The sequence below is a fragment of the Pantoea sp. K16 genome, assembly GCF_048452805.1.
Lineage (GTDB): Bacteria > Pseudomonadota > Gammaproteobacteria > Enterobacterales > Enterobacteriaceae > Pantoea > Pantoea agglomerans.
On record NZ_JBLWNV010000008.1, the window covers coordinates 217429 to 238092 of the forward strand.

A 20664-nucleotide genomic window follows, 5' to 3' on the forward strand; every position below is an offset into this window, starting at 1 on the left:
ATAGCGCTCATTAGCGCAGCTCATTGGCACGGCGATAGCGACCCTGATAATCGAACATTTTTTCGCGGATCTGCCAGAACTGACCTTTGGCCCGCGCCACCACAAAGTCGGGATGACGCAGCAGCGGCTGCAGCGCCAGCACGTCAGCGGCGCTCTGCCAGCCCAGCGGCACGCCGGGCGCGCGCTGATGCGGGCGCATAAAGAGCTGTTCAAACGCTTTGCGCTGGGCCGGTGTCTGCAGACGAAACCGTTCGCTGACGCTGGTGCCTTCCTCGTCATAATAGGTCGCCTTGAGCCATTCACCTTTGGCGTCACGGCCCTGTTCCAGCGTCATGCCGCCACAGCGCAGCACCAGCGCATCTTTAAGCTTCAGCGCCGCTTTGAGCATATCGTCAGGATCGACCAGAATTTTGTCGCACTGGTGACAGCGCCGTGCGGCAATATCATTTTCTGCGCCACAGTCGGGGCAGCTTTTAAAGCGGAAGCGGAAGTCACACTGTTCGCGCTCGCCCTCATCATCTTCCAGCACGCCCTGACAGCGTCGGCCAAAATGTTCGATAACCATGCCATCTTCGGTCGCCTTGCCCCAGAAGGTGTTGGCGAAACCGCAGGCGGGACAAAAAACCTGTACCGGCTGATTGTCGCTGGCCCCTTTGGGCGCGCCGACCTCGGGCGTAAAGAGATCGTGCGGATTACCGGCATAATCGAGAATCAGACAGTCGGTTTTACCGGGCGAGAGCCGCAGGCCGCGTCCGACGATTTGCTGATAGAGGCTGACCGACTCGGTCGGGCGCAGAATCGCAATCAGATCAACGTGCGGAGCATCAAACCCGGTGGTCAGCACCGCCACGTTAACCAGGAATTTCAGCTGCTGCGCCTTAAAGGCCAGAATCAGGGCATCGCGCTCTCTGGCAGGCGTTTCCGCTGACACCAGCGCGCTGTTAGCGGGCAGCAGCCGCAAAATTTCATGCGCATGCTCCACCGTTGAGGCAAAAATCATCACTCCCAGTCGATCTTCAGCGAACTCCACGATCTGACGGATAATATGGGGCGTCACGCGCTGCTGCTGTTTCAGTTCACGATTAAGATCGGCTTCGCTGAACAAGCCGCTGCTTTGTGCCGTCAGGCGGCTGAAGTCATACTGCACCACCGGCATATCCAGTCGCTCCGGCGGCACCAGAAACTGATGTTTAATCATGTAGCGCAGCGGCAGTTCATAGATACAGTCGCGAAACAGCGATTTTTCATCGCCACGCACCATGCCGTGATAGTGGAACTGATAAATCCAGCCTTTACCCAGCCGGAAAGGCGTGGCCGTCAGGCCCAGTAAACGCAGTTGCGGATTATGCTGACGCAGATGATTGAAGATCTGCTGATACTGACTCTCTTTATCATCACCGATACGGTGGCACTCATCGACAATCACCAGTGAAAAGGCGCTGTCGAACTGGTCGAGGTTACGCGCCACTGACTGCACGCTGCCAAACACCACTTTGCGCTGACTCTCTTTACGCTGAAGTCCGGCGGCAAAGATATCCGCCTCCAGCCCGTAAGCCTGATATTTACTGTGGTTCTGCGCTACCAGCTCTTTGACGTGCGCCAGCACCAGCACCCGGCCACGCGCCAGCCGTGCCAGCTCGGCAATGACCAGGCTCTTTCCGGCACCGGTCGGCAGCACAATGACTGCAGGCTGATGATGACGACGGAAATGCGCCACGGTGGCATTCACCGCATCCTGTTGATAGGGGCGTAAGGTAAAAGACATGATGCTCACTTTTGCAAAACTGGGGGTAATTATGCCATGAAAGTGCGGTAAACGCGCTGTCAGGCTGGCGCGGATCACGTTATACTTCCCGCACATTTTCAACGGTTAACCAGGCCGTTTCAGATTCCCTCCGCAGTAACAGGCAAAACGAATTCATGCGACTCGACAAATTCATCTCTCAGCAACTGGAAATCAGCCGCGCCATCGCCCATCGCGAGATCCGTGGCCAGCGTGTCACCGTTAACGGGGAAATCGTACGCGATACCGCGTTTAAACTGCTGCCCGACCACGAAGTCGTCTATGACGGCAACGTACTGCAGATGCAGACCGGTCCACGCTACTTTATGCTGAACAAACCGCAGGGTTACGTCTGCTCAACCGACGATCCCGATCATCCCACCATCATCTATTTCATTGAAGAACCGATGTCATTCAAGCTGCACGCGGCGGGGCGTCTTGATATCGACACCACCGGACTGGTGCTGCTGACAGATGATGGCCAGTGGTCACACCGTATTACCTCGCCACGTCATCACTGCGAGAAAACCTACCGTGTGACCCTGGAATCACCGGTCAGTGACGATACCGCCGCGCAGTTTACGGCGGGCGTGCAGCTGCACAATGAGAAGAGCCTGACTAAACCGGCACAGCTGGAGGTGATCACCCCGACAGACGTCCGGCTGACACTGAGCGAAGGCCGTTATCATCAGGTAAAACGGATGTTTGCGGCAGTCGGCAATCGGGTCCTTGAGCTGCATCGCGAGCGTATCGGTGACATCGTACTGGACGCCGATCTGGAACCGGGCGAATATCGTGCCCTGACAGAAGAAGAGATCGCCAGCATCGGTCTGCCGAAAGAGCTGCAGACAAAATAACCGGACGGGCCCGGCGGCCCGCATTACGACCATAAGGGCAGGAGAGGGTGTGCGTAAGGAAAAGAATTCGCCAACAGGACTGGTGGTCATCCTCGGTCTGTTAGCCATGCTGATGCCGTTGTCGATCGACATGTATCTGCCCGCCATGCCGCAGATTGCACGTGAGTTCGGCGTTTCAGCCGGTAGCGTGCAGATGTCGCTCAACCTCTACATTCTTGGCTTCGCGATTGGGCAGCTGATCTATGGGCCGCTGGCAGACAGCTATGGGCGTAAGCCGGTGATTGCGCTCGGCACCCTGATCTTTGCCTGCGCCGCCGCGGCCTGTGCGCTGTCGCAAACCATCGATCAGCTGATTACGATGCGCTTTCTGCATGGACTGTCGGCTGCCGCAGCCAGTGTGGTGATCAATGCGTTAATGCGTGACAGTTACTCGAAAGAGGACTTCTCCCGCATGATGTCCTTTGTGATGCTGATTACCACCATTGCGCCGCTGCTGGCGCCGATCATCGGCGGCTGGCTGCTGGTGCTCTGGAGCTGGCACGCCATCTTCTGGGCGCTGGCGGGCGCGGCGTTAGTGACGACCGTGCTGGTGACCACGCAGATCCGTGAAACCCTGAAGCCGGAGCAGCGACAGCGGTTTCATCTGCGTACTACGCTGGGCAATTTCGTAACGCTGTTTCGCCACAAGCGCGCGTTCAGTTACATGCTGTCGAGCGGTTTCTCCTTTGCCGGGCTGTTTACCTTTCTCAATGCCGGTCCCTTTGTTTACATCGAACTGAATCACGTTTCACCGCAAAACTTTGGCTACTACTTTGGCCTCAATGTGGTGTTTCTGTTTGTCCTGACGCTGATTAACAGCCGCGCCGTGCGCCGCTTTGGCCCGGTGGCGATGTTCCGGATGGGACTGCTGATACAGTTCTGTATGGGGATCTGGCTGCTGCTGGTCAGCGCCTTCAGCCTCGGCTTTTTGCCGCTGGTGATGGGGATCGCGATGTTTATCGGTTGCGTGTCGATGGTCTCATCGAATGCGATGGCGGTGATTCTGGATGAGTTTCCGCATATGGCGGGTACGGCATCGTCCCTGGCGGGCACCCTGCGTTTTGGCGTCGGGGCATTTGTCGGCGCGCTGCTGTCGCTGGTGAGTTTCAACAGCGCCTGGCCAATGGTCGGCACGATTGCACTGTGCGCGACAATCTCTCTGCTGCTCTTTTTCTACGCTTCACGTCCCCGCACTGCGTCCCGGTAATCGGGCGCAGTGGTTTCCCTCTGCAATGACCTGCCGACTTGCACGCCTCCTGACTTTGTTTCGATATTGTGAAAATATTTAGTTAAAAAAGTAATCACAATGCAGCTAAAATGATTGTTAACGGCGTGTGAACGCGGTACATATAGGCTGAAGTGCGATGTGAGTCGCAAAAAATGCGCTTCTGCAATCCACACGGACGGGCCATTAAACCCTGTCCGGACTCAGCGGTTATCAGGCCGCTTCCAGCTGGGCTGCTTTGTGTTGCGACATAAACTCATCCGGGGAGAGTAAACTATGCTGCAACTTTCGATTGTGCATCGTCTGCCACAGCATTTTCGCTGGGCCAGCGATCACCACAGTGCTATCGAATCCGATGACACCACGCTGGACGAGCAGGATTTCGTTGCGCTGCGCTTGATCAGCCATGATGGCATTCCGGCGTGGGAGATCCTTCAGCAGCTAAAAGAGGTTCTGGCGGATATTCAGGTCGATTGTAAAGTGGCCGAGTGCGAAGGACAGCCCTGCCTGTTCATTCAGCGTCGTGACGAAAGCGCCACCAACTGCTGCCTGAAAAATCAGGGCGTAGCGATTGCCGAAACCTTTATCGCAGGTTGAGTTGCGCCGACTGCAGCAGCTCGCGGGTATATCCGGCCGCGGGTGAAGCAAACAACCTTTCACACTCTCCCTGTTCCACCACTTCTCCCTGACGCAGCACAATAAGCTGGTGACACAGGGCGCGTACCACATCCAGATCGTGACTGATAAACAGATAGCTGAGCTGCCGCTGCTGCTGTAAGCGGCGCAACAGCGTCAGAATCTGCTTCTGCACCGTGCGATCCAGCGATGAGGTCGGTTCATCCAGCACCAGCAACTCCGGTTCCAGAATCAGTGCCCGCGCAATGGCAATACGCTGTCGCTGACCGCCCGAAAATTCGGACGGATAACGATGGCGACTTTCCGCTTCAAGCCCCACCTCCGCCATCACCGCGATGACCCGCTGCTCCTGCTGCGCATGGCTAAGTTCGGGCTGATGTACCGCAAGCCCTTCCGCAATGATCTGCTGCACTGTCATACGCGGATTCAGTGAAGAGTTGGGATCCTGGAACACTACCTGAATGCGCTGACGCAGCGGCAATAACTGACGACGTGACAGCTGATGCAGCGGCTGGCCGTCAAACCAGACTTCGCCGCGCGAGGCAATCAGCCGCAGCAGTGCCAGCCCGGTAGTGCTTTTACCTGATCCGGACTCGCCCACCAGCCCCAGACTTTCGCCGCGCCGCAGGCTAAAGCTCAGGCCGGAGAGCACCTGTTTCTCACCATTCTGCCGGCGGAACAGCCCGCGCCGCAGCGGAAAACTGACCTGAAGATTATCGACCCGAAGAATGACCGGCGCGTCTGCGGGCAGCGGCAGCGCTTTTCCTTCCGGTTCGGCGGCCAGCAACTGCTGGCTGTAAGGGTGTTGCGGCTGATTCAGCAGGACCTGGCAGCGGTTCTGTTCGACGATGTGACCATTGCGCATCACGCTAACGTTATCCGCCAGCTGACGCACGATATTCAGATTATGGGTGATAAACAGCATGCCCATATTCAGCTCTCGCTGCAGTTCACGAAGCAGCGTCAGGATCTGCGCCTGCACCGTCACATCCAGCGCGGTGGTCGGCTCATCGGCAATCAGCAGCTGAGGCTCGGTCAGCAGCGCCATGGCGATCATCACCCGCTGACGTTCCCCACCCGAAAGCTGGTGGGGGAAATCATTGAGCCGGGTGGCGGGCTGTCGTATCCCGACCCGGTCAAGCACGCTGAGAATTTCATCGCGTGCCGCCGGACGACGCAACCCGCGATGCAGCGACAGCACTTCATACAGCTGCTTCTCCACGGTGTGCAGCGGATTAAGCGATACCATCGGCTCCTGAAAAATCATCGCGATCTGGTTGCCGCGAATCCCGCGCAGGCGCTGCTCGCGCGCGCGCAGCAGATCTTCACCGTTAAACAGAATCTCCCCGCTGGGATAAGCCACCGCAGCCTCATGCAGCAGTCGCATCACCGACAGTGCTGTGACGCTCTTACCGGAACCCGACTCGCCCACCAGCGCCAGCGTTTCGCCCGCGTCGATGCGCAGTGAAACGTCATTCACCACCTGGCGAAGCGTCTCGCCCTGACGAAAGGCGACCGAGAGATGATTGATGGCAAGCAATGGCGTGTTCATTCAGGCTCCTTTGCCCGGATCAAAAGCGTCGCGTACCGCTTCGCCAATAAAAATCAGCAGCGAAAGCAGGATCGCCAGGGTGAAAAAGCCCGCCAGGCCTAACCAGGGTGCCTGCAGGTTATTTTTGCCCTGCAGCAGTAACTCGCCCAGCGAGGGCGAACCCAGCGGCAGGCCAAAGCCGAGAAAGTCGAGTGAGGTCAGCGTGGTAATCGATCCGCACAGAATAAATGGCAGAAAGGTCAGGGTGGCGACCATGGCATTTGGCAGCATGTGGCGCAGCATAATCCGGCCGTCGCTAACCCCCAGCGCCTGCGCCGCACGGATGTAATCAAAGTTTCGGGTACGCAGAAACTCGGCCCGGACCACGCTGACCAGGCTCATCCAGCCGAAAGCCACGGTGACCAGCAGCAGCCACCAGAAACCCGGCTGGATCACGCTGGAGAGGAGAATCAGCAGAAACAGCGCAGGCATGCCGGACCAGACTTCAATCAGCCGCTGCCCAATCAGGTCAATCGTGCCGCCGAAATAGCCCTGCACCGCGCCGACTACAATCCCGATGACGCTGGAGAAGAGCGTCAGCATCAGTCCGAACAGCAGAGAAATGCGCGTGCCATAGAGCAGGCGTGCCATCACATCGCCGCCGTTAGCATCCGTGCCGAGCCAGTTTTGCGCAGAGGGCGGAGAGGGGAAGGGCACTTCGGTAGCAAAATTGATGGTGCTGTCGCTGAAACGAATCGGTGCCCATATGGCCCAGCCATTCTGCTCAATGCGCTGCCGCAGCCAGGGATCCTGATAATCTGCCGCTGTCGCCAGTACGCCGCCATAGTCGGTTTCGCTGTAGTCAAACAGCAGCGGCACTGTCCAGCGCTGCTGGTAACGCACCAGCAGTGGCTTGTCATTGGCAATCAGTTCGGCACCCATCGACAGCAGAAAGATGATCAGAAAGATCCACAGCGACCAGTAGCCGCGCCGGTTATGACGAAAGCGCTGCCAGCGCTGTTGATTCAGCGGAGAGAGCGTCATGAGCGGCTCCCGAAATCGATGCGCGGATCGACCAGCGTATAGGTGAGATCACTGAGAATATTCATCAGCAAACCTATCAGCGTAAAAATATAGAGCGTGCCAAACATCACCGGATAGTCACGTTGCAGAGTCGCATCATAGCCGAGCAGCCCAAGTCCGTTGAGCGAGAACATAACCTCGATCAGCACTGAACTGGTAAAGAACATGCTGATAAAGGTGGCGGGGAAGCTGGCGATCACCAGCAGCATCGCATTGCGAAACACATGGTGATAGAGAATACGGCGCTCCGGCACCCCTTTGGCGCGCGCAGTCACCACATAGAGCTTGCGGATCTCATCCAGAAACGCGTTTTTCGTCAGCATGGTCAGCGTGGCGAAGCCACCGATCACTGTCGCCAGCACCGGCAGGGCGATATGCCAGAAGTAGTCCAGCACTTTGCCATACCAGGGCAGTGTGTCGTGCTGCGCAGAGGTGAGCCCGCGCAGCGGAAACCAGTCCAGATAGCTGCCTCCCGCAAACAGCACGATTAACATGATGCCAAACAGAAAAGCCGGGATGGAGTAGCCAATGATAATAAAAGCGCTGCTCCAGACATCAAAAGCGCTGCCATTGCGCACCGCTTTGCGGATCCCCAGTGGGATCGACACAAGGTAGATGATCAGTGTGCTCCATAATCCCAGACTGATCGAAACCGGCAGACTCTCTTTAATCAGCCCAATCACCGAGGCACTGCGAAACAGGCTGTCGCCAAAATCCAGACGCAGGTAATTCCACAGCATCTCGCCGTAACGCTGCCAGAGAGGTTTATCGAAACCATAACGCTGTTTAATCTCGGCAATCACTTCGGGATCCAGCCCGCGTGCGCCACGATACTGATTATCGGCAGGATTGAGATGACTGACGCTGGCGCGTGAACCGGCGCTGTCTGCGCCACTGCCGGGCAGACCGGTTGTCTGACCAAACTGAATGTTAGCCAGCGCCTGATCGACCGGTCCGCCGGGCGCGATTTGCACGATAAAAAAATTAAGCGTGATGATCGCCCATAACGTTGGGATGATCAGCAGCAATCTGCGCAGAAAGTAAGCGGCCAACGGTGATCTCCTTAGCGTTTGCTGGCCGGCAGGCGTCCGGCTTTGTTTGTGTCGTACCACCAGTTTTCCAGTCCGACGCTGTAGGCTGGCTTGCGGGCAGGGTGAGAAAACTTATCCCAGTACGCCAGCCGCTGCTCTGCGTTGTACCACATCGGGATCATATACGCATTCCACAGCAACACCCGGTCCAGCGCCTGGGCCAGCGGCCGCAGCGCGGTGGGATCACCCTGATGCGCCACAATCTGTTTCACGAAATGATCGACTACAGGCTCTTTGACCCGCGCGGTATTCCACGACGAGGCGATAAAGTCAGACTGCCACAGGATCTGCAGGCTGGAGGTCGGGATCGGCATTGCCCCATAGACCGTGGCAATCATGTCATAGTCGCCTTCGCGCCAGCGCCGCAGATACTGCGAGTTGTCGATCTGCCGCAGGTTCAGCGTAATGCCAAGCCGGGAAAGATTGTGCTGGAACGGTAACGCCCAGTCGGTATTGGTGCCACCGCGCAGCAGGAGTTCTATGGTAAACGGCTGACCGGTTTTATCATTGACCAGACGGTGATTTTTTATCTGCCAGCCCGCCTGTTTCAGCAGGTCAGACGCTTTTAACAGGCTGGCGCGGTCATAGCCGCTGCCGTCGGTTTTGTGTGGCTGATAAGGCTGGCTGAACAGCTCAGGTGGCAGTTGCGCGCGCCAGGGTTCAAGCAGGGCCTGCTGCTGTGCATCCGGCACGCCGCTGGCCGCATACGCCGTGTTCTGGAAATAGCTGCTGGCGCGCTGCCAGGCACCGTAATAGAGCGCCTTGTTCATCCACTCGAAATCGAACATCAGTGACAGCGCCTGACGCACGCGGCGATCCCGGAACAGCGGTTTTTCATTGTTGAATGCCAGCCAGCGGGTATCGATAGCGGCATCGTTAGGCGTGGTCTCTTTAACGATGCTGCCATCGTCAAAATTGCGGCCACGATACTGAGTGGCCCATTTCTTTGCCGATGTCTCTTCACGCAGATCGTAAGCACCCGCCTTGAAGGCTTCAAATGCCACATTGTCATCCAGATAGTAGTCATAGCGCATTCGATCAAAATTAAAGCGTCCGCGATTGACCGGCAGATCAGCGGCCCAGTAATCTTTTACCCGGCTGAACTCAATAAACTGTCCCAGCTTCCAGCGAGTGATGCGATAGGGTCCGCTCGACAAGGGTGGCTCGCTTAACGGCTCATTAAACTTCTTATCGCGCCAGAACGACTCTGCGATAACCGGCAGCGTCAGTAAGCCAAGCAGCAGATCTTTATCCGGCTTCTGTGCCTCGATGCGTACAGTGAGATCGTTCAGCGCTTTAACGGTCACGCCACGGTAGGCGACGCGAAATTGAGGCACGCCCTCGGTCATGAATTTCTGATAGGTGAACGCCACGTCGCGGGCGGTGATGGGTGTGCCATTCTGAAAACGGGCGCGGGGATTAAGGCGGATCTCAATCCATGTAAAATCGCTGGCGTAGCGCGCTGACTCGGCAATCAGCGGATAATAACTGCCAGGTTCATCGTCTGAGCTGGTGTAAAGCCCATCATAAAGCGTGCCGGTGTTAATGCCCGGATTACCGCGAGAAGCGTAGCGGTTGAAGTTGTCGTAAGTGCCCACTACCGCCATGGTGATGCTGCCGCCTTTGGGTGCGCGGGGATCGGCGTAGTCGTAATGGCTGAAGCCGGGCGGATATTTCGCTTCACCGGCCTGGGTGAACGCGTAGCTTTGCTGGACAGAGGCCGCCAGCAGCGGGGCGCTGAGCAGGCCGCACAGCAGCAGAAGTCCGGAACGAAACAGCATGCACTCTCCTGTCAGATGTCTGGCGCGATTGGGCCAGGTAGTGTCAGGCGTTATGACGCCGGAAATAGTCTATCAGCGTTTCCGGCCGCAGCGGACGGCTAAAGATGTAACCCTGCAGATGGGTCACACCGCGGTTAATCAGCCAGGCAGCCTGCTCGCCGGTTTCTACCCCTTCGGCCACACTTTTCAGGTTCAGCTTCTTCGCCAGCTGCAGCACGGTATCGAGCACCGGCGAGGTCAGGCTATCCGTACCGATACTCTGAACAAAACCGCGATCGATTTTCAGATAATCAAAGTCATAACGTTCCAGATAGATCAGCGCGCTGTGACCGGTACCGAAATCATCAATGGCGATATGGATCTGCTGCTGATGCAGCCAGTCAAACAGTTCTCCGACATTTTCGTCGCGCACCATGGCTCGCTCGGTGATCTCAAACACGTAAGTAAAGTGGTCCGCAGGCATAGTATCAAGCCAGCGCAGCACATCCTGACGGAAACCGCTGTCAGCCAGATGCAGGGGCGAAATGTTGAGGCTGAGGCAGGCATGACGGGGAATGGTATGACACAGCAGGTGGGCATCACGGGAAACCAGCTGAAACAGATGTCGGGTCAGGGGAATAATCAGGTTCTGCGCCTCGGCATAGTGAATAAACACATCGGGCGGAATCGGGCCTTTCGTCGGGTGGGTCCAGCGCAGTAACGCTTCCATCCCATACGGCTGACCATCATGGGAGGTGACCAGCGGCTGATATTCGACGTGAAATTCACCGCGCTTCATGCCCCGAATCAGCTCTTTACCAGGGCGCTGATAAACCGACAACAGCAGCCAGCAAGCGCCTGAAACCAGCAGCGACAGTAGCAGGCCGCTCAGCAGGATATTCTGATAATCGCTGAACGCCAGAGTGGAACCGTACAACACAAACTGCAGCGGATAGCCTGTCAGCGTCTGCCGGTGCAGCGGCGTCGGCAGGTTTTTATTCTGCATGACGACGGATTGCCAGCTGGTTAAGGCACTGCGTTGTGCCACCAGTGCCATACCGGTGATTTCCGGATGCCCGGAAGCCAGCAGCTGATAGGGTGCCAGGGTAATATTCAGCGTCGCGAAAACGCCTGACTGCACGCTGCCGGGATTTTTGATCCACAACGCCAGCGCCGGTTTATTGGGCTGCAACGGCGTGCCCGGCATCAGCTGCAGATCGATATCACGTGACATATCACTCAGGGGCGCAATCACATTGAGCGGCAGATTAAAACTGCCGGTGGCCGAGGAGCAAAAGGCATTACCTTCGTTAACCAGCAGGATGGCGCGAAGATTTCCGGCAAAGGCGGCGCGTGAGGTGAGTTCACGATTGATGGTATTGCAGGCAGTGTGGGTAAACGGAAGCAGGGGGCTGAGAGTACTGTTAATCAGGCTGGAGAGCGTTTGCTGTAATGCCGTGCGGCTGTTCTCCAGCAGTTGCTGATGCTGTCGTTCGCGCTTCTGCCAGGTCTGGTGAAGCGAGAGTGCAGCAAATAACAGAAAGAATAAGCCGCCAGCCATCGCACTACTCCATGCGATACGGCGAGGATAGGTGGCATGGCGCCGTAGCGCCCCCGACAGTGGCATGAGGAGCTTCCCCTAATCAAATTATTATTATGTTATTGCGCACGACGGCTTCGGTTTAAGCGACCGAGAATATAACGAGACGGCGGGAAATGTCTTGCTATTAATCTGAGTCAGAATGCTTTTATCTTATATAACTGCTGGTAAAAATGATTAAAGGCGAAAAAAAACGCTGCATAAGCAGCGTTTCATGTTCTCTGGCTGAGAGAAGATCGAAAGTGGTTATCAGGTCGGGTTACGACTTAATACACGGCGTCCTTCACGGTAGCGCTTTTTCCAGTAATCATCATTCAGACTGGAGATCATCACGCCACTGCTGGTCGAGGCATGAACGAAGTTATCGTTGCCAAGATAGATGCCAACGTGACGGCCCGTAGAGCCTGCACGGAACATCACCAGATCGCCGGGACGCAGTTTACTGCGGGTAATCTCTTTACCGGTGTCCTGCTGCTGAGAGGTAGAACGCGGTAATTCTAAGCCAAACTGATCGCGGAAGGTGCGTTGTACAAAGGCGGAACAATCGATCCCGCGTTTAGTATCGCCACCGAGGCGATAGCGCACACCTTTCCAGACGGCGTATTGTTCCATGATGCGCGACTTAACGTCGACATTACGCACCATTTCTTCAAACTCATCCTGAGACGCCTGAAGTAAAAAACCATTGTGGTTGTTAACTTCATGATTCTCGTTATTCGCGTTTTGACTGCTATGGGTACTGCTACAAGCTGAGAGGAGTGTTGCCAGCGCCACTGCGGGCACGATCCGCAAGATATATCTCAGTATTGGTTGAGACTTGACCATTATTCGGGTTTTCCTTCGATTTCCTTACGACAAGATTGTCGCCAGCCAGATGACAAAACAGGGAGATTAATAAGCGAAACAGACTAAGACAAATCCTTAATTACTAAAATGTGTTAATGGACACATTTTAACGGTAAAAAATCCGAATTTTCTGCCGCTTTTGCCTCACTGCGACTGAGGTTAACTGATTACAGACGCCGTGGCGAGTGCTTTTAATCAATTTCATATAGGTTTTTTTGATGTGAAATCAAACCGTAACACACTGACTACTTTAGCTACAATTGTGGTCAAATGATGGTGAGAACAGGGAGTTAAAGGGGGGCTAATTCGGGGCATAGCCGCTATTTTTAGAGTTTTCTTTATTGACAGAGGATATTGGCGACTATTTAACCTGCCAGCTGGGTCATAACCTTTTCTTTTCGTGAATTTAATTAGCAGGCTAATAGTGATGGGGTGTTTTTTATAAGCACGGGCGGTTCAAACCAGGGGTTTAAATCGCCCGCGCTTAACATTTACGTCACGGGCTTATATTTACCCGGCAATTTGCGATAAAACCAGTTAACCAATACGTCACTGGCTGGCGTTAATAGCCACCAGCTCAGACCCACTAATACCACCGACATTGAACCGACGGCAACATCGGTAAACCAGTGCGCACCGGCCATGATGCGTGGCAGTGAAAATATCACCACAATAGCCGTGGCAATTAAAAAGCGGCTGAAACCAAAATAACGCCAGATAAAGCAGGCGAAAATGATCAGCATCATACCGTGGTCGCCAGGGAAGCTATCTTTTGAAGCATCTTTTGCGGGAATACCGGTCAGTTCACTGACGCGATGCACGTTTTCGAAGAACAGTGTCGGACTGGAGTGTTTAACCGGCAATAAATGGCCCAGCTGATTGAGAACGACGGCGGTCAGCAGCATGGTGATGCCGATTGCCAGCATCCGGCGCTGCGCCTGTGGCGTTTCGCGCCGCCAGATCGACAGGTAAAGCAGACCCATCGCCAGCAATGACACCGCATCAAAACCACGGTAATTCGTGATAGCGACGATCAGCGCGAACAGCGGATGGGTCACCATCTGGCTATTGAAGCCAAAGAAAATAGATTTATCGACGCCGAACCAGAAGCCATGTTCCGGGGGCAGATACCATGACAGAAATAGCACCACGCCCAGTGCATTAAGCAGCAGGATAGTAATAAGGCGAGTTACGCGCATAGTTAAACTCATTATTATTAAAAATAACCGCCGACAATACCTCTGTCAGCGTAAACGGCACTTCAACAATGCCGATTGTAGTCGATTCCAGTCAGCCTGTTGAGAATGAATGATCTCAATGCGGCTATCGGATGGCGGTGAGGGGAGTGTTTCACTCTGCAGCTCATTTGCCTGGCGATTGATGCGCAGAGCGCCTTCTTTCGTGCGCATCACTCCTTTAACGCGATCTACCGGCGCCTGCCGAACCCATTCCAGCAGCATGCCGCTGTCGAACAGCGTATCACCATCAAACAGCCAGCCGCAGGCGCTATAGCCCTGTCCGTGGTTCAGCGCCCGACGCCAGCGCGCCTCGCCATTCAGTCGCAACGCCGCCAGACCGCTGGTGGGACCCGACGAATGATGGTGCTGCGGCACGGGAAGCTCGCGCGGCTGCCGGGGTGTATCCAGCAGGGAAAGGGGGATCTGACCAAATTCTGTCTCTATCAGAGGGCGCGCAGGCTGCATCTGCTGCTGCCAGTCAGCCAGGCGCTGATGATCCGCCTGATCCCAGCAGTCGCGCTTATTAGCGATAATAAGGTCGGCGGCAGCCAGCTGATCGCGGAAGTTTTCATTGGCAACGATACGAGGATCAGCCAGCTGACGCGCATCCAGCAGCGTTAGTGTGGCATTCAGTTGCAGCCACGACTGATAGACGGGCGCACTCAACATCTCCAGCACCTGACGAGGATGGCCCAGGCCGGTTGGCTCGATCAGCAGCCGATCGGGTTTACTCTTCAGCAGCATATTTAGCCCGACCTGCATCGGCAGGCCATTCACACAGCACAGGCAGCCGCCGGGGATCTCTTTCAGCGTGGCACCGCTATCGGCCAGCAGGGCGCCGTCGATCCCTATCTCGCCAAATTCATTAACCAGCACCGCCCAGTTTTCCCCGGACGGCCTGGCAGCCAGCAGATGGCAGAGCAGCGTGGTTTTGCCGCTGCCCAAAAAACCGGTAATCAGATTAACGCGTGTCATGGGGGTGACTCCTGCCGGGGAATAACGTGATAATGTAATAATATAACACTATCACGATCGGCAGCAGGCTTCTGATTTAGTCTGCGCGGCCCATATAGCGGCGTTCAGCAATGTGGATGCGGATGCGGTCACCGTTGCTGAGGTATTCCGGTACCTGAATCGAGAGGCCTGTACTCATACCGGCGGGTTTGGTGCGGGCGCTGGCGGAAGCACCTTTAATGCCTGGTGAGGTATCAACAATCTCCATATCCACGGTTTGTGGCAGTTCCAGCGCCAGCACCTGACCTTCCATCGTCAGCACGTGAATGCCAGGGATACCGCCTTCAGGGATAAACAGCAGCTCTTCTTCAATCTGCTCCTGTTTAAAGGAGTAGGGGGTGTAATCCTCATCATCCATAAAAATATATTCGTCACCATCTATATAAGAGAAGGTCACGCTGCGACGGCTGAGCGAAATTGCATCAATAATCTCGTCGCCTTTAAAGCGCTCTTCCACTTTTAAGCCGGTGCGGACATCGGTAAAGCGCATTTTATACAGGGTGGCGGCACCGCGTGCGCTGGGGCTCTGGACATCAATATCTTTAACCAGCAGCAGTTTACCGTTGTGCGTGACGGCCATCCCTTTTTTGATTTCATTGGCTTTTGGCATTGCTGTTCTCGCTATCTTGAAAGTGAAGTGCGCGCAACGTTACTCGCGCCGATGAAAACTGGCAATATCACCGGCGTGAAATTTTGTCTCAGGCCGCGGCTTTCATGGCAATTGCCGCCCCGGACTGCTATTGTCGCCGCGACTTTCTCTGCCTGAGCACAGCATGCAATGCCGTAGCCAGGGCGGTGCCTGTTGTACAGCGCCCTCTATCTCTTCACCGATTTCTGGCATGGGTGACAGTGAACGATTTAAGCAGGAAGTTAAGAGCTGAAGGGTGTGGTGTCGCTCCCTCTGAGGTTCTGTTACTGTCTGTTGTATCCTGAAGGTCGCGTGAGAGGTGTTAATGCAGTGTCGTATTGATTGTGGAGCCTGCTGCATTGCGCCGTCAATCTCCAGCCCCATCCCCGGAATGCCGCAGGGTAAACCCGCGAATGTCCGATGCATTCAGTTATCGGATGAAAATTTGTGCATGATTTTCGGTTCAGATTTAAGGCCGAAAGTATGCGGAAGTCTGCAACCTTCAGTTGATATGTGTCTTACAGATCGTACCTCAGCCATGACCTACCTGATTGAGCTTGAAGCCAGCACTCGTGCCTGAGAACCCTCCCACCGCTTAGATTCAGCCCAGCGTCAGCAGTTAGCTGACCCAGTCTTCCAGCTGCAATCCGGGTACCCGTTCAAACTCGCGTGTGTTATTGGTCACCAGAATAGCCCTGGCCGCAATGGCATGCCCGGCAATCGCGGTGTCGTTGGGACCAATGGGCGTTCCGGCAGCAGCCAGCGCCGCTTTGATTTCAGTAGTTGCATCTACCGCTGCGCGATCCCATGAAAGCACAGCATCAAGACGTGCGCAGAATGCATCTACCAATTGCAAACGTATCTGCTGTAAACCGAAGCGGATACCGCGCCATCAGGCGCTGACGCTGCTGAAGTTTTTCGGTCCACCCATTCTCACTTTACAGCAGCAGCGTCAGCCTGTTCGCCCGCTAATCACCTAAACCTGCCCGAAATGTGCGTAACGTCAAAAATCTGCTACGCCGTTTGCGCATTTTCTTGCCTGGTGAAAGCGGCTGTACCACAATCCCTGAAACGTTTCAGCGGTGACTGCGCCATCTGTTTTCCTCAGTATGGCGTAAAATCTTTCCCACTAGCTGAAACGATTCAATCTCAGCAAGCGAGGAGAATTATGTTCCAGCTCGAATTGCAGGCCATCCATACCGGAGCCAGCGCCCAGAATAAAGAAGAGGCCATTCGTCAGGTTGCTGCCGCGTTAACCGCGGCGGGCAATGTGACCGAAGGATACGTCAACGGCATGCTGGCGCGCGAACAGCAGACCTCAACCTTTCTTGGCAACGGCATCGCAATCCCTCATGGCACCACCGATACCCGCGATCTGGTGCTGAAAACCGGCGTTCAGGTTTTCCAGTTTCCGCAGGGCATTGCCTGGGGTGACGATCAGACAGCCTATGTTGCCATCGGGATTGCCGCTAAGTCGGATGAACATCTGGCGCTGCTGCGTCAGCTGACCCATGTGCTGAGCGATGACACCATTGCAGAACAGCTAAAAACCGCCTCTGCTGAAGATCTTCGTGCGTTGCTGATGGGCGAGAAACAAGCCGCTGAATTCAGCTTCGACACCTCATTAATCACGCTCAACGTGGCTGCCAGCGATCTGATCACCTTACAGGCGATGAACGCCGGTCGGCTGCAGTCCGCTGGTGTGGTGGATGCCAGCTACGTCGCAGACGTGGTTTCAACGCCTCCGCTGAATCTGGGTCAGGGCATCTGGCTCAGCGACAGCAGCCTCGGCAACCTGCGCAGCGGCGTGGCTATCAGCCGCGCTGAACATGCCTTCGACCATCAGGGCGAATCGGCTGCGATGTTAATCAGCGTTTCGGCGACCGATGAACGTCCGCTGGAAGTGCTGGGTTACCTCAGCGCCTTGCTGCAGCAGGGCAAAGCGGATCGTCTGTTGAAAGCGGATGCTGCAGGCGTATACGCACTGCTCACCAGCGAAGTCGATGAGCAGGCTGACGTGCTGACGGCTGAATTTACCATTCGCAACGAACACGGCCTGCATGCCCGTCCAGGCACGGCGCTGGTCAGCGTGATCAAGCAGTTCAACAGCGACATCACCGTGACCAATCTCGACGGCAGCGGCAAACCTGCTAATGGCCGCAGCCTGATGAAAGTGGTTGCGCTGGGCGTGAAGAAAGGTCATCGCCTGCGCTTTACCGCCAGCGGTGAAGATGCACAGCAGGCACTGAATGCGATTGAAGAAGCGATCACCAGTGGTCTGGGTGAGGGGGCATCATGAGCAGACGCGTCGCCACCATTACGCTGAACCCGGCGTATGACCTGGTGGGATATACCCCTGAAATTGAACGTGGCGAAGTTAACCTGGTGAAAACCACCGGGCTGCATGCTGCGGGCAAGGGCATCAACGTAGCCAAAGTACTTAAGGATCTGGGTATCGATGTCACCGTCGGTGGCTTCATGGGGAAAGAGAATCAGGACGGTTTCCAGCAGTTGTTCAGTGAGCTGGGCATAGCCAACCGTTTCCATGTCGTGCCTGGCCGTACCCGTATCAACGTTAAACTCACTGAACAGACCGGTGACGTCACCGATCTGAATTTCTCCGGTTTTCAGGTGACGGCGCAGGACTGGGATCGTTTTACTACCGATTCTCTGACCTGGCTGGGCCAGTTCGATATGGTCTGCGTCAGCGGTAGCCTGCCTGAGGGCGTCGACCACGATGCCTTTACCCGCTGGATGACCGAACTTCGCACCCACTGCCCATGCATCATCTTTGACAGCAGCCGCGAGGCGCTGGTGGCAGGACTGAAGGCGGCACCGTGGCTGGTTAAACCTAACCGACGTGAGCTGGAAATCTGGGCCGGTCGCAAACTGCCAACCCTGCAGGATGTGATTGGCGCTGCGCACGAACTGCGCGAGCAGGGCATCGCCCATGTGGTGATTTCGCTGGGCGCAGAAGGTGCTCTGTGGGTCAACGCTTCTGGCGAATGGATCGCTAAACCGCCGGTGTGCGAAGTGGTCAGCACCGTAGGTGCAGGCGACTCAATGGTTGGCGGCCTGATTTATGGCCTGCTGATGCGCGAATCCAGCGAACACACGCTGCGTCTTGCGACTGCCGTGGCGGCGATGGCCGTCAGCCAGAGCAATGTTGGCGTTTCCGATCGTACTCAGTTGGCCGCAATGATGGCGCGCGTCGACTTACAACCCGTTAACTGACAGCAGGAGAGCGATAATGAAAACGCTGCTGATTAAAGACCCTACACTGGGACTGGCTTCCGCATATATGGCACAACAGCGTCTGGCGGCTGCCGCCGCTGCGGCGGGCCTGACCCTGACTGATAATCCTGCCGACGCTGAGCTGGCGATTGTGCTGGGCAAAAACGTGCCGGACGATGCGGCGCTGAACGGCAAAGCGGTCTGGCTGGGCGATATCCAGCTGGCAGTACGTGAGCCAGAAACCTTCCTGAACCGCGCGAAAGCAGAAGCGAAAACCTGGCAGGCACCGGCTGCGGTAGCAACACCTGAAGCAGGCGCACCTGCTGCACCGGCTCAGGCTGGCGCGCAGAAACGCGTCGTCGCGGTGACCGCCTGTCCGACCGGCGTGGCGCATACCTTTATGGCTGCCGAGGCCATTCAGGCTGAAGCGACCCGTCGCGGCTGGTGGGTGAAAGTTGAAACCCGTGGTTCAGTGGGTGCCGGTAATGCGATCACTCCGGAAGAAGTCGCTGCCGCCGATCTGGTGATCGTCGCAGCTGATATCGAAGTCGACCTGGCGAAATTTGCCGGTAAGCCGATGTACCGTACCTCAACCGGTCTGGCGCTGAAGAAAACCGCGCAGGAGCTGGATAAAGCGGTAGCAGAAGCGAAGCCGTATAAAGCGGCGGCTGACGGACAGAGCAATTCCAGTGAAGAAGAGAAGAAAGGCGGAGCAGGAGCTTATCGTCATCTGCTGACCGGTGTTTCTTATATGCTGCCGATGGTGGTTGCGGGTGGTCTGAGCATCGCGCTGTCGTTTGCCTTTGGTATCACGGCGTTTAAAGAGCAGGGCACGCTGGCTGCGGCGCTGATGCAAATTGGTGGTGGCAGCGCCTTTGCCCTGATGGTGCCGGTGCTGGCGGGCTTTATCGCCTTCTCCATCGCTGACCGTCCGGGTCTGACGCCGGGTCTGATTGGCGGTATGATCGCCACCAGCATCAACGCAGGTTTCTTAGGCGGTATTATCGCGGGCTTTATTGCCGGTTATGCGGCGAAGCTGATCAGCGGCAAAGTTAAACTGCCGCAGAGTATGGAAGCGCTGAAACCGATACTGATTATTCCCCTGTTCGCCAGTCTGATCACCGGTCTGCTGATGATCTACGTAGTGGGTAAACCGGTTGCTGGCATCATGAACGGCCTGACGCACTGGCTGGCCAACATGGGAACGGCGAATGCGGTCCTGCTGGGTGCCATTCTGGGCGGCATGATGTGTACCGATATGGGCGGTCCGGTAAACAAAGTGGCTTACGCGTTTGGCGTCGGCTTACTGAGTTCGCAGACCTATGCGCCAATGGCTGCCATTATGGCAGCCGGTATGGTGCCACCGCTGGCGATGGGGCTGGCGACGCTGGTTGCCCGTCGTAAATTCAATAAAGGTCAGCAGGAAGGCGGTAAAGCGGCACTGGTTCTGGGTCTCTGCTTTATCTCTGAAGGTGCGATTCCGTTTGCCGCCCGTGACCCGATGCGTGTTCTGCCTTGCTGTATCGTTGGCGGTGCAACCACCGGCGCGATCTCCATGGCAATTGGCGCAAAACTGATGGCTCCGCACGGTGGACTGTTCGTGCTGCTGATCCCTGGCGCGATTACCCCGGTTATCGGCTATCTGATGGCGATCATCATCGGTACTGCGATTGCGGGTCTGAGCTATGCGGTACTGAAACGTCCGGAAGAGCAGCTGGCGAAAGCCTGATGTGCAGAAGTGCATAATCTGCTGAAGTGAAAATAACAGGGAGCCGGATGGCTCCCTGTTTGCTTTTACAGACGGTTCCCGAAGTCAAAGCGAAGGGAGCATACGCCTGAAGTAAAGCATCGCGGGCCATGGACAAAAAGCCGGGAGCGTTTTTGAACAACGCAAAGCGTTGGCCCGGCTGCGGGCGCACCTCAGGGATGAGGTGCGTAATCGCCCGCGCTGCGCCTGCCAGGGATGGCGTTTTTTTGCGTCTTTACGGAAGGCGTATGCTCCCTGAGCCAGCGTTCTCTCTAAACGAAAAGGTAGCATGCCAGCCAGTTAAGCGACAGGTGATAACGCAGTCTGGTGCCGCTCAGGGGCTGGCGGTCCT

The 20664-nt window shown here is 56.0% G+C and carries 17 protein-coding genes and 1 pseudogene; 7 read left to right on the plus strand and 11 right to left on the minus strand.

Annotation, left to right across the window (positions count from 1 at the left end; all coding sequences use genetic code 11):
- Positions 1-10: 10 nt before the first annotated feature.
- Complete coding sequence (locus ACK13D_RS12880) at positions 11-1765, minus strand: DEAD/DEAH box helicase (RefSeq protein ID WP_031292692.1); 1755 nt, start codon at positions 1763-1765, stop codon at positions 11-13.
- 155 nt (positions 1766-1920) lie between these two features.
- Here ACK13D_RS12880 and rsuA point away from each other — a divergent pair, with 155 nt between their 5' ends.
- From rsuA to ACK13D_RS12895, 3 genes are all read left to right on the plus strand, one after another.
- Positions 1921-2640 (plus strand): 16S rRNA pseudouridine(516) synthase RsuA, encoded by a 720-nt coding sequence (gene rsuA, locus ACK13D_RS12885; RefSeq protein ID WP_010248342.1) that lies wholly within the window; start codon positions 1921-1923, stop codon positions 2638-2640.
- Positions 2641-2689: 49 nt separating this feature from the next.
- Complete coding sequence (locus ACK13D_RS12890) at positions 2690-3886, plus strand: Bcr/CflA family multidrug efflux MFS transporter (RefSeq protein ID WP_010248339.1); 1197 nt, start codon at positions 2690-2692, stop codon at positions 3884-3886.
- Between the two features lie 294 nt (positions 3887-4180).
- Positions 4181-4501: a hypothetical protein gene (locus tag ACK13D_RS12895; protein WP_010248336.1), complete on the plus strand. Its 321-nt coding sequence runs from the start codon at positions 4181-4183 to the stop codon at positions 4499-4501.
- Here the strand turns inward: ACK13D_RS12895 and yejF are convergent.
- From yejF to yeiP, 9 genes are all read right to left on the minus strand, one after another.
- On the minus strand, positions 4488-6092 hold the full coding sequence (gene yejF, locus ACK13D_RS12900; protein WP_418796538.1) for a microcin C ABC transporter ATP-binding protein YejF: 1605 nt from the start codon (positions 6090-6092) through the stop codon (positions 4488-4490). The genes ACK13D_RS12895 and yejF overlap by 14 nt on opposite strands.
- Positions 6093-7115 carry an ABC transporter permease gene (locus tag ACK13D_RS12905; RefSeq protein WP_418796541.1) on the minus strand — a complete coding sequence of 341 codons (1023 nt, stop codon included), beginning with the start codon at positions 7113-7115 and terminating at the stop codon, positions 6093-6095.
- On the minus strand, positions 7112-8206 hold the full coding sequence (locus tag ACK13D_RS12910; RefSeq protein WP_010248326.1) for a microcin C ABC transporter permease YejB: 1095 nt from the start codon (positions 8204-8206) through the stop codon (positions 7112-7114). The genes ACK13D_RS12905 and ACK13D_RS12910 overlap by 4 nt, the downstream gene beginning before the upstream one ends.
- An 11-nt stretch (positions 8207-8217) precedes the next feature.
- A complete protein-coding gene (locus tag ACK13D_RS12915) occupies positions 8218-10026 on the minus strand; it encodes an extracellular solute-binding protein (RefSeq protein WP_418796543.1) in 1809 nt (602 codons plus the stop codon).
- Between the two features lie 43 nt (positions 10027-10069).
- Positions 10070-11632, minus strand: a complete 1563-nt coding sequence (locus tag ACK13D_RS12920) for a cyclic di-GMP phosphodiesterase (RefSeq protein WP_263054150.1) — start codon at positions 11630-11632, stop codon at positions 10070-10072.
- 222 nt (positions 11633-11854) lie between these two features.
- A complete protein-coding gene (gene mepS, locus ACK13D_RS12925; protein WP_010248316.1) occupies positions 11855-12430 on the minus strand; it encodes a bifunctional murein DD-endopeptidase/murein LD-carboxypeptidase in 576 nt (191 codons plus the stop codon).
- 512 nt (positions 12431-12942) lie between these two features.
- The gene (locus ACK13D_RS12930) at positions 12943-13650 is read right to left on the minus strand and encodes a phosphatase PAP2 family protein (RefSeq protein ID WP_010671014.1); all 708 of its coding nucleotides are present in this window, start codon (positions 13648-13650) and stop codon (positions 12943-12945) included.
- Between the two features lie 45 nt (positions 13651-13695).
- Entirely contained in the window at positions 13696-14664 is a 969-nt protein-coding gene (locus ACK13D_RS12935) for a CobW family GTP-binding protein (protein ID WP_010671013.1), read from the minus strand.
- 76 nt (positions 14665-14740) lie between these two features.
- Positions 14741-15313, minus strand: coding sequence for an elongation factor P-like protein YeiP (gene yeiP, locus ACK13D_RS12940; RefSeq protein ID WP_003854146.1), 573 nt, complete (start codon positions 15311-15313; stop codon positions 14741-14743).
- Positions 15314-15656: 343 nt separating this feature from the next.
- Here yeiP and ACK13D_RS12945 point away from each other — a divergent pair, with 343 nt between their 5' ends.
- Positions 15657-15911, plus strand: coding sequence for a YkgJ family cysteine cluster protein (locus ACK13D_RS12945; RefSeq protein ID WP_031292689.1), 255 nt, complete (start codon positions 15657-15659; stop codon positions 15909-15911).
- A 39-nt stretch (positions 15912-15950) separates the two neighbouring features.
- Here the strand turns inward: ACK13D_RS12945 and ACK13D_RS12950 are convergent.
- Positions 15951-16187: pseudogene (locus tag ACK13D_RS12950) on the minus strand (PIN domain-containing protein); the annotation flags it as partial.
- 312 nt (positions 16188-16499) lie between these two features.
- Between ACK13D_RS12950 and fruB the strand changes: the two are divergent.
- The 3 genes from fruB to fruA are packed head-to-tail and all read left to right on the plus strand — an operon-like array spanning position 16500 to position 20294.
- Complete coding sequence (fruB, locus tag ACK13D_RS12955) at positions 16500-17630, plus strand: fused PTS fructose transporter subunit IIA/HPr protein (RefSeq protein ID WP_010248303.1); 1131 nt, start codon at positions 16500-16502, stop codon at positions 17628-17630.
- Positions 17627-18565: a 1-phosphofructokinase gene (fruK, locus tag ACK13D_RS12960; protein ID WP_010248301.1), complete on the plus strand. Its 939-nt coding sequence runs from the start codon at positions 17627-17629 to the stop codon at positions 18563-18565. Before fruB ends, fruK begins: the two co-directional genes overlap by 4 nt.
- 16 nt (positions 18566-18581) lie before the next feature.
- Positions 18582-20294: a PTS fructose transporter subunit IIBC gene (fruA, locus tag ACK13D_RS12965; RefSeq protein WP_418796547.1), complete on the plus strand. Its 1713-nt coding sequence runs from the start codon at positions 18582-18584 to the stop codon at positions 20292-20294.
- Positions 20295-20664 lie beyond the last annotated feature (370 nt).